The 12,916-nt window shown below is 64.2% G+C and carries 10 protein-coding genes, 1 other RNA gene and 1 pseudogene; 10 read left to right on the top strand and 2 right to left on the bottom strand.

Features of this window, described 5'->3' with window-relative positions; translation table 11 throughout:
* Nucleotides 1-18 precede the first annotated feature (18 nt).
* The 9 genes and pseudogenes from prfB to OUO20_RS09605 all read left to right on the top strand — a co-directional run bounded on the left by prfB (nucleotide 19) and on the right by OUO20_RS09605 (nucleotide 10,352).
* Nucleotides 19-1,134, top strand: a complete 1,116-nt coding sequence (gene prfB / locus OUO20_RS09645; protein ID WP_268003286.1) for a peptide chain release factor 2 — start codon at nucleotides 19-21, stop codon at nucleotides 1,132-1,134.
* Nucleotides 1,135-1,321: 187 nt separating this feature from the next.
* Entirely contained in the window at nucleotides 1,322-2,110 is a 789-nt protein-coding gene (ftsE, locus tag OUO20_RS09640; RefSeq protein WP_018768470.1) for a cell division ATP-binding protein FtsE, read from the top strand.
* Entirely contained in the window at nucleotides 2,107-3,021 is a 915-nt protein-coding gene (gene ftsX / locus OUO20_RS09635) for a permease-like cell division protein FtsX (RefSeq protein ID WP_018768469.1), read from the top strand. Before ftsE ends, ftsX begins: the two co-directional genes overlap by 4 nt.
* A 29-nt stretch (nucleotides 3,022-3,050) precedes the next feature.
* The gene (locus OUO20_RS09630) at nucleotides 3,051-4,481 is read left to right on the top strand and encodes a M23 family metallopeptidase (RefSeq protein ID WP_018768468.1); all 1,431 of its coding nucleotides are present in this window, start codon (nucleotides 3,051-3,053) and stop codon (nucleotides 4,479-4,481) included.
* Between the two features lie 83 nt (nucleotides 4,482-4,564).
* Nucleotides 4,565-5,038, top strand: coding sequence for an SsrA-binding protein SmpB (smpB, locus tag OUO20_RS09625; protein WP_009356865.1), 474 nt, complete (start codon nucleotides 4,565-4,567; stop codon nucleotides 5,036-5,038).
* Between the two features lie 73 nt (nucleotides 5,039-5,111).
* Nucleotides 5,112-5,480: a transfer-messenger RNA gene (gene ssrA, locus OUO20_RS09620) on the top strand.
* A gap of 116 nt (nucleotides 5,481-5,596) precedes the next feature.
* Nucleotides 5,597-6,057: pseudogene (locus OUO20_RS09615) on the top strand (pyridoxamine 5'-phosphate oxidase family protein).
* An 87-nt stretch (nucleotides 6,058-6,144) separates the two neighbouring features.
* Nucleotides 6,145-9,330, top strand: coding sequence for an HAD-IA family hydrolase (locus OUO20_RS09610; protein WP_268003285.1), 3,186 nt, complete (start codon nucleotides 6,145-6,147; stop codon nucleotides 9,328-9,330).
* Nucleotides 9,327-10,352: an ATP-dependent 6-phosphofructokinase gene (locus OUO20_RS09605; RefSeq protein WP_268003284.1), complete on the top strand. Its 1,026-nt coding sequence runs from the start codon at nucleotides 9,327-9,329 to the stop codon at nucleotides 10,350-10,352. Before OUO20_RS09610 ends, OUO20_RS09605 begins: the two co-directional genes overlap by 4 nt.
* A gap of 4 nt (nucleotides 10,353-10,356) precedes the next feature.
* Here the strand turns inward: OUO20_RS09605 and OUO20_RS09600 are convergent, their stop codons facing one another.
* Nucleotides 10,357-11,367, bottom strand: coding sequence for a zinc-dependent alcohol dehydrogenase family protein (locus tag OUO20_RS09600; RefSeq protein ID WP_056388049.1), 1,011 nt, complete (start codon nucleotides 11,365-11,367; stop codon nucleotides 10,357-10,359).
* Between the two features lie 21 nt (nucleotides 11,368-11,388).
* Nucleotides 11,389-11,859 (bottom strand): pyridoxamine 5'-phosphate oxidase family protein, encoded by a 471-nt coding sequence (locus OUO20_RS09595; protein WP_268003283.1) that lies wholly within the window; start codon nucleotides 11,857-11,859, stop codon nucleotides 11,389-11,391.
* Nucleotides 11,860-12,027: 168 nt separating this feature from the next.
* Here OUO20_RS09595 and OUO20_RS09590 point away from each other — a divergent pair, with 168 nt between their 5' ends.
* Nucleotides 12,028-12,906, top strand: a complete 879-nt coding sequence (locus tag OUO20_RS09590; RefSeq protein WP_268003282.1) for a hypothetical protein — start codon at nucleotides 12,028-12,030, stop codon at nucleotides 12,904-12,906.
* Nucleotides 12,907-12,916: the final 10 nt, after the last annotated feature.

Raw genomic sequence — 12,916 nt, 5'->3', positions numbered from 1 at the left:
GCGTAGGCTTAAACAACCATGGCCAATATTGATTTTTCCGCTGAAATCCGGGCGCTGCGCGCCACCTACGAGTCCATTGAACGCGTCAGCGACGTGGGGACACTCAAGGAAGACATCGCCGAACTCAGCGAGCGGGCAGGGGAGCCGGACCTTTGGGACGACCCCGCGGCCGCGCAGAAAATCACCTCCCGGCTTTCCCACCGCCAGTCCGAACTGGAGCGACTCACCAACCTGGCATCCCGGATCGACGACCTTGAAGTCCTCGTTGAGCTTGGGCAGGACGAGGACGACGCGGACTCGATGGGGGAGGCCGCGACAGAACTTGAGTCCATTAGGAAAGCCCTCAAGGACCTGGAAGTGGTCACCCTGCTGTCCGGCGAGTACGACGAACGCGAAGCCGTGGTCTCCATCCGCGCCGGCGCGGGAGGTGTGGACGCCGCAGACTTCGCCGAGATGTTGATGCGCATGTACCTCCGGTGGGCCGAGCGGCACGGCTACCCCACCACCGTCATGGACACGTCCTACGCGGAGGAGGCCGGGCTCAAGTCGGCCACCTTCGAGGTGAAGGCTCCCTACGCGTACGGCACGCTCAGCGTGGAAGCCGGAACCCACCGTCTCGTCAGGATCAGCCCGTTCGACAACCAGGGCCGCCGCCAGACGTCCTTTGCCGCAGTGGAAGTCATTCCGCTGATCGAGCAGACGGACTCCATCGACATCCCGGACAACGAAATCAGGGTGGACGTGTTCCGTTCGTCGGGCCCCGGCGGCCAGTCGGTCAACACCACGGACTCCGCCGTCCGCCTCACCCACATCCCGACCGGCACGGTGGTTTCCATGCAAAACGAGAAATCGCAGCTGCAGAACCGCGCCGCCGCCATGCGCGTGCTGCAGTCCCGGCTCCTGCTGCTGAAGAAGGAGCAGGAAGATGCGGAGAAGAAGGCGCTGGCCGGCGATGTTAAAGCTTCGTGGGGTGACCAGATGCGCTCCTACGTTCTGAACCCGTATCAAATGGTGAAGGACCTGCGCACCGAGCACGAAGTGGGCAACACGTCCGCAGTGTTCGACGGCGAGATTGACGACTTCATCGATGCGGGCATCCGCTGGCGTACTGACAACCGCAACGCCGAAAAGTAGGCCTGCCGGCCCCGCCGTCCTGCAGCTGATCCAGCGACACGCCCCCGAAAGCAGGTCGAAGCACGGGGGACCCTGCGTATAGTCGAGGGGCCGGGGCCCTACTTTCCCCAAACGAAAACCCGTGCACCGGCTGCAGAACTGGGCTGCATCACAAGAATCAGCCATGCCCTGCAGGGTACTTAGGGCCATGATCCGATTCGAAAATGTCACCAAGGTTTACGACCAGAAAGCCCGTCCGGCGCTGGACTCTGTCACCCTTGAGATTGACCGCGGCGAATTCGCCTTCCTTGTCGGTGCGTCCGGCTCCGGAAAATCCACCTTCCTCCGCCTGGTGCTGAAGGAAGACCGCGCCACCTCCGGCGCTGTTTACGTCGCCGGCCAAAACGTCGCGAAGATTTCCAGTTGGCGTGTTCCGCGCCTCCGCCGGGGCATCGGCGTCGTGTTCCAGGACTTCCGCCTCCTGCCCCAAAAGAATGTCTTCGCCAACGTGGCGTTCGCCATGCAGGTCATCGGCAAGAGCCGCAGCGTCATCCGCGACACCGTCCCGGAGGTCCTGAAGACCGTCGGCCTCGAAGGCAAGGAACACCGCATGCCGCACGAGCTGTCCGGCGGCGAGCAGCAGCGCGTGGCCATCGCGCGTGCCGTGGTCAACCGGCCCGGGATCCTCCTCGCGGACGAACCCACCGGAAACCTGGACCCCACCACGTCCATGGGAATCATGGGCGTCCTGGACAAGATCAACCAGAACGGAACCACCGTGGTGATGGCCACCCACGATGACGACATCGTCAACGAAATGCGCAAACGGGTGGTCGAACTCAGGAACGGCGTGGTGATCCGCGACGAAGCCAAGGCCTTGTACACCTCGATGATTCCCGTCGTCGGCCAGTCCAGGCGCCTTAAGGACGCCAGTGGCAGGGAAACGCCCGACGGCGGCCTGCCGGGCAATGGCGCTGAAGGCGAGGCCCAGCGGTGAGGCTCGCATTCATCCTTTCGGAAATCGGCAGCGGGCTGCGCCGGAACCTTTCCATGGTGGTCTCGGTCATCCTGGTGACGTTCGTGTCCCTCACCTTCGTGGGTGCGGCCGGAATGCTGCAAATGCAGATCAACCAGATGAAGGGCTACTGGTACGACAAGGTCCAGGTGGCGATCTTCCTTTGCAGTGAAGGTTCGACGGCGCCGGGTTGCGCTTCCGGGCCAGTCACCCCTGAGCAGCAACAGGGCTTGAACGCGCTCCTTGAGTCCCCGGCCGTGGCGCAGTACATCAACGACTTTCAGTTCGAGTCCAAGGATGAGGCCTACAAGCACTTCAAGGACCAGTTTTCGAACTCTCCGATCGTCGATTCCGTGACGCCGGACCAGCTGCCCGCATCGTTCCGGATCAACATGAAGGACCCGGAAAAGTACCAGATCATCAGCGAGACGTTTTCCTCCCAGCCAGGCGTGGAAACGGTGATCGACCAGCGCCAGCTCCTCGAACGCCTCTTCTCGGTGATGAACGGTGCGTCCCTTGTGGCGGTCGGCATCGCAGGGGTCATGATCGTCTGCGCCATCCTGCTGATCGCCACCACCATCAGGCTCTCCGCGTTCAGCCGGCGCCGCGAAACCGGAATCATGCGCCTGGTCGGTGCCTCAAAAACCGTGATCCAGCTGCCGTTCATCCTGGAAGGCGTCATAGCAGCCGTCATCGGCGCTGCCCTGGCCTCGGGCACCCTGTGGGCCGTAGCGCAATACTTCCTGGGCGACTATATGTCGCGGCAATACCCGGATACGGCCTTTATCTCATCCGGGCAGACCCTGATCATCGCCCCGGCGCTGATAATCCTTGGCGGATCCTTGGCAGGAATTTCGTCTCTCTTGACCTTACGTAGATATTTGCGCGTTTAGGCTGTGCACACCGCGACCTAGGAATGCCCATGAACCTCATTCACCAAACCTTGCCCCGCCCCCGGCACAGCCGAGGGCGGGCCGCTGCCCGCCGTTTGGGGATCGTCAGCGGCGTGCTCACCGTCATCCTTTCGGCCGGGATGGCCCTTGCCACACCCGTCGCTTTCGCCGACGACCTCGAAGACCGCCAAGCCGCGCTCGAGGCCGAAGCCGCACGCGTCCAGGCATCCCTCGAATTCGTCGATTCCCGGATCGCCAAGGCCGCCAGCGACCTGGTGATCTACCAGGGACAGTTGCCCGGTGCCCAGCAGGCACTCCTTGAGGCACAGGGGCGGGTAGCCGGGGCTGTCAAGGAGGTAGAGGCGCTGTCGGCCCGCGTGGACATGGCCCAGCAGAACAAGGCCAAGATCACCCAGCAGCTGGAGACGGACAAGCAAAAGATCGCGGACACCAAGAAACTGATTGGGCAGATCGCCACCCAGGCCTACAAATCCGGCGGCGTTCCTTCGAACCTGTCGCTCTTCTTCGGCTCCAACAGCGGCAGCAGCCTGACCGAAACCATGGACCTTGCGGACCAGGCCATGCGCAGCCAGAACGCAGCCATGGACAAGCTCAGCCAGCAGAACGCCACCAACGTCAACTCCGAAGCGCGCCTGCAAGCTGTCGAAGCTGAGATCAAGGACCTCAAGGCCAAGGCCGACGCCGCCCTGGAGCGGGAGAAGGCCGCCCGCGACGAGGCTGCGGCCAAGAAGGCCCAAGTCGACCAGCTCATTGCGGACACCACCCGCCTCGATGCCGAACTCCAGGCGGCAAAGCCCGGCATCCAGGCCCAGTTGGCCGGCGTCCAGGCCAACCAGAACCAGGTGGCCAACGAGATCGCCGAACGCGACCGCAGGGCCCGTGAAGCTTGGGAAGCCGAGCAGCGCAGGCAGGCGGCTGCTGCTGCCGCTGCGGCGGCCGCGGCCGCGGCCGCCGCAAACCGCCCGGCCCCGCCCGCGCAGCCGTACGTCCCGCCCGCCGCGGGATCGCCGTCGGCGTTTGGCCTCCGCCACCCCTTCGACGGCAGCATCCCCATCACCTCCGGTTTTGGCTACCGCACCACCCCGCCGGGAACCATCGACTTCTATGGCACCGGTGGATACATGCACACCGGAATCGACTTTGGCGCAGCCTGCGGCACGCCCGTGTATGCGGCAGCTGCCGGTGAGGTCTTCAGCTCAGGCTGGAATTCCGCCGATGGTGGCGGTTGGCGCGTCAAGATCGATCACGGCGTGGTGCAGGGCAATACGCTCACCACCATCTACTACCACAACTCCAGCATCGTGGTTTCGAATGGGCAGAGGGTCTCCCAGGGCCAGCTCATTGCCTACTCCGGCAGCACCGGCAACTCCACGGGTTGCCACGCCCACTTCGAAACCTGGCTCAATGGTGCCGCCGTCGACCCCATGGGATTGCTGTAGGGGCGAAGCGCTGCTGCCGTAGACTGGTATAGCTCCGCGCCGCAGGCCCGGAGGCACCCGACCTGAACCCGAGGAGTTTCCCCGTGCCTAAAGAAAGTGGCCGTAAGGTAGTGGCCACCAACCGCAAGGCCCGGCACGATTACCACGTGCTGGACACTTACGAGGCCGGCATCGCGCTGATGGGCACCGAAGTGAAGTCCCTGCGTGAGGGCCACGCCTCCATGGTGGACGGATTCTGCACGTTCTATAACGACGAACTGTGGATGGAAGCCATCCACATTCCCGAATACAACCAGGGCAGTTGGACCAACCACGCGGCACGCCGGCGCCGCAAGCTGCTGCTGCACCGGGAAGAACTCATCAAGATCTCCCACAAGGTCCGGGAGTCCGGCTACACCATTGTTCCCCTCCAGCTGTACTTCGTGGACGGCAAGGCCAAGGTGGAAATCGGTGTTGCCCGCGGCAAGCGCGAATACGACAAGCGGCAGACGCTGCGGGAACAGCAGGACAACCGTGAAGCCCAGCGTGAGATGCGCGAGCGCAACCGGCGCCGGTAGGAATTATTTCCACGGGTCATGCGTTAGTATGGATAGTCCGGCAGGCTTGCCAGCCGGTTTGGTAACAAAATACGGGGATGATCGGTTTCGACGGTGTTAGTCGCGACAGGTGAAGCGGGCCGAGGATGCAGAATTATCTCGTAAACGCTTTCTGCAAACCAATAAGTGCCGAATCTAAGCGCACTGACTTCGCTCTTGCTGCCTAAGCAGTAAGACAGTCCGTCAGCCCGGGGTTGCTATCGCCCCGGATCCTGACGTCATTTAGATAGCCACTGCTGTTTGCTCCCGTCATCGGAGTAAACGGGACTTTTAGATGACTGGGCCCGGATCAGCCAGCTGTTTGCAGCATGGCTGGGGCCGAGAAAATCCGACGCAAACTGCGCCCGGAGAAGCCCTGACAACACGACATCGGACGGGGGTTCAATTCCCCCCATCTCCACCCACGGGTAAAACACCCCGGTCTTCGGACCGGGGTGTTTTTCTTTGCCCGTCAAGGCAAGGGGACCCGGGCCTAAATGCTCTACCGGGCTGGCCCGGCAAGCCGTTACCTTCGACTGCATGCACAACGATCCACCGCAAACGCCTACCGAAGTCCTGGACGCCGGAGCGTGCTGGGACCTCCTGCGTGGAGTATCCGTCGGCCATTTGGCAGTGCTGGTGAACGGATACCCGGAGGTGTTCCCGGTCAACTACAAAGTGGACCACGAATCGCTGGTCTTCCGGACGGGGAGGGAACGAAACTGCGCGCAGCAGGCGGGCCGCTCGCCGTCGCCCTGGAAGCCGACGGCCATGATGCCGCCAAAGCATGGAGCGTCCTGGTCAAAGGCAAGGCCGTCATCCTCGAGCCATCGGAGGAACTGATGAAGGGAGCAGGCCTTACCCTGTTTCCCTGGCAGGCCGGTGAAAAGGAGCACTTTGTCCGGATAGTTCCCAACTCCGTAACGGGCAGGCGTTTTTCCATCACGTCCCCGTTGACCTGGTGGAGCCACGTGGGGCACACAGCCGGCGCAAAGACATAGGGTTCCAGTGGCCGCGTCGTGGCCCGGCGGCCGCGCCGGGCCCTAGGGCCCTGTCCGGAATGACCGCTTTGCTGGTACCACTGACCTATGATCGGGTCGCCCACCGCCGCTTCTGCCAAGCCACCGTTTGACGCCGTCATCTTCGACCTGGACGGGGTGGTCACCAATACAGCGCTGGTCCACCAGGCTGCCTGGAAAGATGCGTTCGACCGGATCCTGCGTGACCCAAGAGTCCCTGCCGGCGCCAACCGTGCCCCGCTCAGCAGGAATGACTACCTCACCTTCATCGACGGGATGCCGCGGGAGGAGGGGGTGGTACGGTTCCTGGCTGCCAGGGGAGTGCAGGTTGAGAAGGGAAACGAGACGGACGAAGCCGGCGCATGGACCGGGTTCGGCCTGGGTGCCTGGAAGAACGAACTGTTCCTGAAACACCTCCGGACCGACGGCGTCCAGAGTTACCCAGGCACCCTGGATTTGCTGCAGAGGCTAGCGGGCGCGGCAGTGCCCACTGCTGTGGTCACCTCAAGCCGGAACGCCGGGTTGGTCCTGGAAGCGGCGGGCATCCAGGATCTCTTCAGGGTGGTGCTGGACGGAACGACGGCGGCCCGGCTCGGCCTGCGCGGAAAACCGGCGCCGGACGTCTTTCTTGCGGCCGCATCGCGGCTTGGGGTCTCCCCGCCACATGCGGTGGTGATCGAGGACTCCGCGGCGGGGGTTGAGGCCGGCCGCCGGGGTGACTTCGGCCTCGTTGTCGGAATCGACCGGACCGGCAACCGCCGGCAGCTTGAGGCAGCCGGCGCCCATACCGTCCTCAACGACGTGGGGGAGCTGGATCTGGGCCAGGTCATCGGCAACGCCTGGCACCTCGTCTATGAAGGTTTCGACGCCGCACACGAGGGACACCGGGAAGCCCTGACCACGCTGGGCAATGGTTACATGGGCGTCCGCGGGGCGGCGCCCGAAGGCGGCAGCTTCAGCTACGCGGGCATGTACCTCGCCGGCGTCTACAACCGTGTCCGCGCGGAAGCCGGCGGCGAGACGCTGCTGGAAGAACACATGGTCAACGCCCCCAACTGCCTGCCGCTCGACCTGCGCCTGCCGGGCCAGCAGTGGTGGTCGGAGGGCGGAATGACCTCGGTCCGCGAGCACAGGGTCCTGGACCTCAGACGGGCGGTACTGGAGCGGCGGCTGCTGCTGGAGACAGCCGACCACCGCAGGCTGGAAGTAGTGCAAACCCGTTTCGCGTCCATGGCCGAGCCCCATCTGCTGGTCCTTGAGACGGTTATCACCGCGCTGGGCTGGAGCGGTCAGGTGGAGGTCCGCAGCGGTGTCAACGCCGGGGTCCGCAACGCCAACCTCCCCGAACATGCCCAGGGTTCGGACGTCCACATCGCTGACAGGACAGCCTCCCACCGCTCCATCCCTGAGCCGTCCGCGCTTGCTGCCTCCGTCGTCGAAGTGGAAACTACCCAGAGCCTCATCCGCATCGCCGCGGCCTATCGAACACAGGTATTCCCGGAAGCGGAGGGAGTTGAGGAGGGCAGGAAAGGGGCCTTCCATTTCCAGACTCTTCTGCTGTCCCTCAGTGCCGGCGCCGCGGTGCGGATCACCAAGACGGTGGCAGTGGTGACGTCCCGTGACCGTGCCATATCCTCTCCGGAAGCCGGTGCCCGTGCGGTCCTGGCGCGTATCCCCGGGGACTTCGATTCGCTGCTGACGGCGCACGAGGAAGCGTGGCGGCGCGAGCTGCGGCCGTTCATGGTGGAGATCGATGCCCCGGTCCAGGTGCGCCTTGTCCTGAACCTGCACATATTCCATCTGCTGCAGACACTGACACACCATACGACCGAACTGGATGCCGGCGTGACGGCGCGTGGACTCCACGGCGAGGGCTACCGGGGCCACGTCTTTTGGGATGAGCTGTTCGTCCTGCCGGTACTCGCCTCGAGGACGCCTGAGGTTGCGCGTGCCGTCATCGATTACAGGTGGCGGCGGCTTCCCGCCGCCCGGCATGCCGCGGCCCTGGAAGGTCTGGCAGGGGCGAAATTTCCGTGGCAAAGCGCCAGCGCCGGAACCGAGGAAACGCCCAAATGGTTGTACAACGACAGGTCCGGCAGGTGGGTCAAGGACCACTCGCACCTGCAGGTGCACTCCGGACTTGCTGTCGCGTTCAATGCCTGGCAGTACTTCCAAACCACTGGTAACAAGATCTGGCTCCTGCAAAAGGGGGCGGAACTGGTGATCGAGGTTGCCCGTTTCTTCCGCTCACTGGCGGACTACGACCAGCAGGAGGGCCGGTACCACCTTCGCGGCGTCGTGGGACCGGACGAATACCACACCGGCTATCCCGGCAGCGACGGACCCGGCCTGGACGACAATGCCTACACCAATGTCATGGCGGCATGGGCCTGCTCCACGGCAAGGGGAATCATGGCCTTCCTGCGCGGCAGCGAACGTGCCGTACTCATGGAACGCCTGGGTGTCACAGAGGAGGAAACCGCCGGGTGGGCGCACGTGGGATCGGCGATGTATGTCCCCTTTCACGAGGACGGCGTCATTAGCCAGTTCGAGGGCTACGGGTCGTTGAAGGAACTCGACTGGGACCACTACCGGGACAGGTACGGCGACATTGAGCGGCTGGACCTCATCCTCGAGGCCGAAGATGACAGTACCAACTGCTACAAACTGGCAAAGCAGGCCGACGTCCTGATGCTCCCGTACCTGTTGGGACACGACGGACTGGTCAGCATTCTTCGGCGGCTTCAGTATGCATTCACGGCGGAACACCTCAACAAGACGATCGAGTATTACCTGGCCAGGACGGCGCACGGCTCCACCCTGAGCAGGGTTGCCCACGCGTCCGTCCTTGCGGGCCTGGACGCGGACCGGGCTTGGGACAGTTTCCGGGAAGCGCTCGACGCCGATCTTGACGATACCCAGCACGGCACCACGCGCGCGGGCATCCATTTGGGCGCGATGGCCGGAACCATCGACGTGGTCCAGCGCAGCTTTGCGGGGCTCCGGTTCAGCGGTGACACGATCCTGTTTGCACCCAACCTCCCCACCGGGCTGCGCGCCGTTGCCTTTGAGGTCCTCTACCGGGGACACCGCCTCCGCATACATCTCAAGGACGGGGACATGAGCATCGCCTCTGCTCCCGGTGACGCCGGCCCCATCAAGGTGCAGGTGCATGGCAATGACGAGGTCCTTCCTCCCGGGCAAACCCTCCATTTTCCGTTGCCTGTCCGGGCTTCGGGGGTGGTGGTCCGGTGAAGCGGCTGGGGATCCTCACCAGTGGCGGTGACTGCCCGGGCGTGAACGCGGTCATCCGGGGAGCCGTGCTGGGCGGGCACGTTTCGCATGGCTATGGATTCATCGGGTTCCGGGACGGTTGGCGGGGTGTGTTGGAGCAGGACGTTTACCCTTTGCCCCGTACGAGTGTCCGTGGGATCGCCCGCCTGGGTGGAACCATCCTGGGCACGTCCCGGACCAACCCGCTGGTGGGCAATGGAATCGAGGGTGTCCGTGCCTGCGTCCGGCACAACGAACTGGACGGCCTGATTGCCATTGGGGGAGAGGGAACACTGGCAGCCGCCCGGGAACTCTGCTCCCAGGGCATCAACGTGGTGGGAGTGCCCAAGACCATCGACAATGACCTCGGCGCCACCGACTACACCTTCGGCTTTGATTCTGCGGTGCAGACCGCCACCGAAGCCATCGACCGGCTCCGGACCACCGGCGAGTCGCACCACCGGTGCATGGTGGCCGAGGTCATGGGCCGCAGTGCGGGCTGGATAGCACTGCATTCCGGGATGGCATCGGGCGCGCACGCCATCCTGATACCTGAACATCCGGTGTCCCTGGACCAAATTTGCTCGTGGGTGCTGTCAGCCCGTGACCGGGGCAGGGCTCCGCTCGTGGTGGTGGCCGAGGCCTTCGCTCCTGAAGGCCACGAAGCACCGTACGCGCCCCGTGGCCTGGATACTTTCGGACGCCCGCGGCTGGGAGGCATCGGACTGCTGCTTGAAGGAGAACTGCAGCTGCGGACCGGCATCGAAACGCGCGCCACCGTCCTGGGCCACATCCAGCGTGGCGGCGAACCCACGGCCTTCGACCGTGTCCTTGCCACCAGGCTGGGCCTGGCCGCCGTCGAATCGGCAGCCGCCGGCAGGTGGGGCACCATGGTTTCGCTGCGCGGCACGGACATTGTCAACGTCGACCTTGAAGAAGCGCTGGGGGAACTGAAGGTGGTCCCTGAAGCGCGGTACCAGGAGGCCGCCGTCCTGTTTGGATGAGAGGCTACTGTTCCGGCCGGACCCGCAGGACTGCCGAACCGGTAATCCTGTCGGCAGCCAGGTCCTCAAGTGCCTTGGCCGCAGCCTGGAACGGGTAGGCCGTGGTGGTGAGGGTAAGCGAAAGCCTGGCTGCGAGAGCCAGGAACTCACGCCCGTCAGCCCGGGTATTGGCTGTCACGCTCCGCACCTGCCGTTCAAAAAAGAGCTCCCTGGTGTAATTGAGGGCCGGGATGTCGCTTAGGTGGATTCCGGCGATGGCAAGCGTTCCGCCCCGGTCCAGGGCGCGCAGCGCAGCCGGGACAAGGTCTCCAACCGGTGCGAAAAGAATGGCGGAATCGAGCGGTACCGGCGGCTGGTCATAAGCGTCCCCCGCATAATCAGCTCCCAACTCCAGGGCGAGCGACCGCGCGCCGTCAGACCGGGTCATGACATACACGGAGGCGCCCTGTTTAAGCGCCAACTGGGCGGTGATGTGGGCAGAGCTGCCAAAGCCGTAAATGCCAAGGCGGCCACCCACGGGAAGGGCGGCGCGCTTCAGCGCGCGGTACCCGATGATGCCCGAACACAGCAGTGGTGCCGCCTGCTCATCCCGGAAGGTTGGAGGTACCGGGTAGGCAAAGTCCTCCGCAACCGTCAAGTACTCGGCATAGCCGCCATCCCTGTCCCAGCCGGTGAAGACGGGCGACTGGCACAGATTTTCATCACCCCGGCGGCAGTAGTCGCACCTGCCGCAAACCCCGCCAAGCCACGCCACACCCACCCTGTCGCCAGTCCTGAACCGGGAGCAGGCAACTCCTGCCTCAACAACCACGCCGATTGCTTCATGCCCGGGCACAGTCTGCGCACGGTGCGGTGCCAGGTCTCCTTCAGCGAGGTGGAGGTCGGTGCGGCAAACACCGCAGACAGTCACTTCCACCAGGAGTTCGTTGGCCGCAGGCGTGGGAGTGGCACGGAGTCCCTGAACCAGCGGGTGGGTGGATATGGGGCCCGGCCCGTTCACCCACCATGCGCGCACGGTGTCTCCTGCCCGTAATTCCTACTCGAAACCGGCGCGGGTTGCGTCGTCCAGCGAGGTTTGCCACAGCAGTGGTGCGTCCACCGTGAAGCGCCTCCCCGTTATCGACTCCGGCGTGATGCGGATGAAGTGCTCCTGCCCCACGCCCTGCCATGGAAACAGCGCCCGCTTGACGTCATCCAGGTCAGGGCCCGTGGGCGCCGCTTCAACAGCCGTGCCTTTGACCACGACGCTCCATGCGAGCCCGAATTGGGAGCTGACCGCATCTGCTTCGAGGGCCACGGTGGCTTCCGACTGGAGGGCCTGGTGCTTGGTACCGCCGCCGGTGCGGAAAACCAGCGTCCTGCCGTCCACCTTGTAATTGACGGGAAAGACATCCGGATGGCCATCGGCGATGACGGCCAGGCGCCCCACCCCGGTCTGGGCGAGGAGCGTCCAGCACTCGACCGCGTCAAGGATTTCCGGCACAGGCACGTTCGTTTTCTCAGTCATAGGCCACAGCGTAGGCAACTCTCCCGCCTGCCGTAAGGGCATAAAGGCCCGGCCTCCAAGGAAGGACCAATGCCCAAGGAAGGACCAATGGCACTTGGGGTCCGGCCGGCCCAATGGGACGCTGTGGGGACGCCCGGGAAACGCTCATCTTCCGGTGAAAGGTGGCCCATGCTGACCCATCTGTTCCTCAACCGCCTGCTGTGGGCTGTTGCCGGACTGCTGGCGCTCGCCGCTGCGGCAACGGGGCTTTGGCGGCCCGGAATCTACAACAGGGTGGTTGCCGCTGACCTGATCCCCGGCGCCTACTCCCAGGACCTGCTCTCCGTCGCGGCCGGGCTCGCGTTGCTGTACCTGGCCTACGCGGTTGGCCCGCACAGGGCCAAATACCAGATCGTGGCACTGGGGCTCCTTGGCTACCTCTTCTACGCATACGGGATCTACGTCATTGAGCGGACGTACAACGGCCTGTACCTGCTCTACATGGCAGTCTTCGCAGTGTCATTCTGGGCCATGGTCACCGCCGGGGCCACCATGGACCGCGACGCGCCATCCGCCTCCCTTCCCCGTGCACTGAGGCTGGTGTCAGCGGCCGGTGCCATCCTTCAGCCGCTGATCTTCTACCCTCTGTGGATCGGGATGCTCCTGCCCCTGATGCGGAGCGGCGAGCAGATTGACTCCCTCTACTCGATCTTCATCCTGGACCTTTGCTTCATCATGCCCGGGTTCCTGATCCTGTCCTTCCTCACGTACCGGGGCCACCGTACGGGACTGCTGCTTCTCCCGGCCCTGTATGTCCTGGGTTTCACCCTCATTTTCTCCCTGGCGGTGGGTGAACTGGTTAAACCCCTGTTCGGTGCAGAACCAAGCCTGGCCGCCTTGCTGCCCGCCCTTGGGCTCTCGGGGCTTTTCCTGGTGCTCGGAAGCCTGCACATAGCCAAACTCCAGGCAGTGGATCCGCCGGCAGCCAGTCCCGCCGGCCCGCAGCCCAACCATCAGCTGTCCGCGCAAGCCGGCGGCGAACGTCGGAGAATCCGTCCCACACAGTAAGGAGAGACAC

Origin of the sequence: Arthrobacter sp. FX8 (genome assembly GCF_026723805.1) — a bacterium.
GTDB lineage: Bacteria > Actinomycetota > Actinomycetes > Actinomycetales > Micrococcaceae > Arthrobacter.
Note: the sequence above shows the minus strand (reverse complement) of the source record. Positions and strands in the feature narration are given on the sequence as shown.